Genomic DNA, 929 nt, shown 5'->3' with positions numbered 1-929 from the left:
CATAAAGAGTCACAAAAAGTAAACATTCCCTACCGCCTATATTAGCTACTACCTTATGAATAAAAGCAAACGCACTGAAATTTTTACACGCTTACGAAATGAAAACCCATCCCCCGAGACAGAGCTGAACTACAGCTCCCCTTTTGAGTTACTGATAGCTGTCGTCTTATCAGCCCAAGCAACTGACAAAGGTGTAAATAAAGCAACCGATAAACTGTTTCCCATTGCCAATACCCCCGAAACAATTAGAGACTTGGGCCTTGATGGCTTAAAGGCTTATATAAAAACCATTGGCCTGTTTAATGCAAAAGCAGAAAACGTCATTAAAACATGCAACATACTGATAGATAAGCATAATAGTGAGGTCCCACAAACCAGAGAAGAGCTTGAGGCTTTGCCTGGTGTAGGAAGAAAAACTGCAAACGTGGTATTGAACACGGCATTTAAACAAGTTGCCATGGCCGTCGACACGCATATTTTTAGAGTGTCCAATCGGACAAAAATCGCACCCGGTAAGAATGTACTGGAAGTTGAAAAGAAGCTTCTTAAATTTGTTCCCAAAGAGTTCTTATTAGACGCTCACCACTGGCTTATTCTTCACGGACGTTACACATGCGTTGCCAGAAAACCTAAATGCGGCGCCTGCTTAATTGAGGACTTATGCGAATTTAAAGAAAAAACCGGCGAGTAATTACTTACTAGCCGGTTACAATAATTATCCTGAATTAGGGGCTACTGTCGAATACCTTCGATGTTCAGCTCAATTTCTACGTGTGTCGAAGCAGGGCCCAAGTTACGGGTAATACCGTAATCAGCAAGCTTTAAGCTCGTCTTACCGGTGAACCCAGCTCGATAACCACCCCAAGGATCTTTCCCTTCACCCACCTTTTCAACCGGGAAACTAATACTTTTACTTACCCCATGAAGCT

The 929-nt window shown here is 42.4% G+C and carries 2 protein-coding genes; one reads left to right on the top strand and one right to left on the bottom strand.

Features of this window, described 5'->3' with window-relative positions; all coding sequences use genetic code 11:
- The first annotated feature begins 55 nt into the window (after positions 1-55).
- Positions 56-691: an endonuclease III gene (gene nth, locus A3761_RS22355; RefSeq protein WP_068512591.1), complete on the top strand. Its 636-nt coding sequence runs from the start codon at positions 56-58 to the stop codon at positions 689-691.
- Positions 692-732: 41 nt separating this feature from the next.
- Here nth and A3761_RS22350 read toward each other — a convergent pair.
- Positions 733-929 (bottom strand): YceI family protein (locus A3761_RS22350; protein ID WP_197473181.1); only part of this gene is annotated, 197 nt, incomplete at its 5' end.

Source organism: Oleiphilus sp. HI0123, from assembly GCF_001635315.1.
This window is presented reverse-complemented; position numbering and strand designations above follow the sequence as displayed.

Bases quoted from the DNA above. Each gene is read 5' to 3' on its own strand.
- nth (WP_068512591.1), top strand. From the start codon at position 56: ATGAATAAAAGCAAACGCACTGAAATTTTTACACGCTTACGAAATGAA.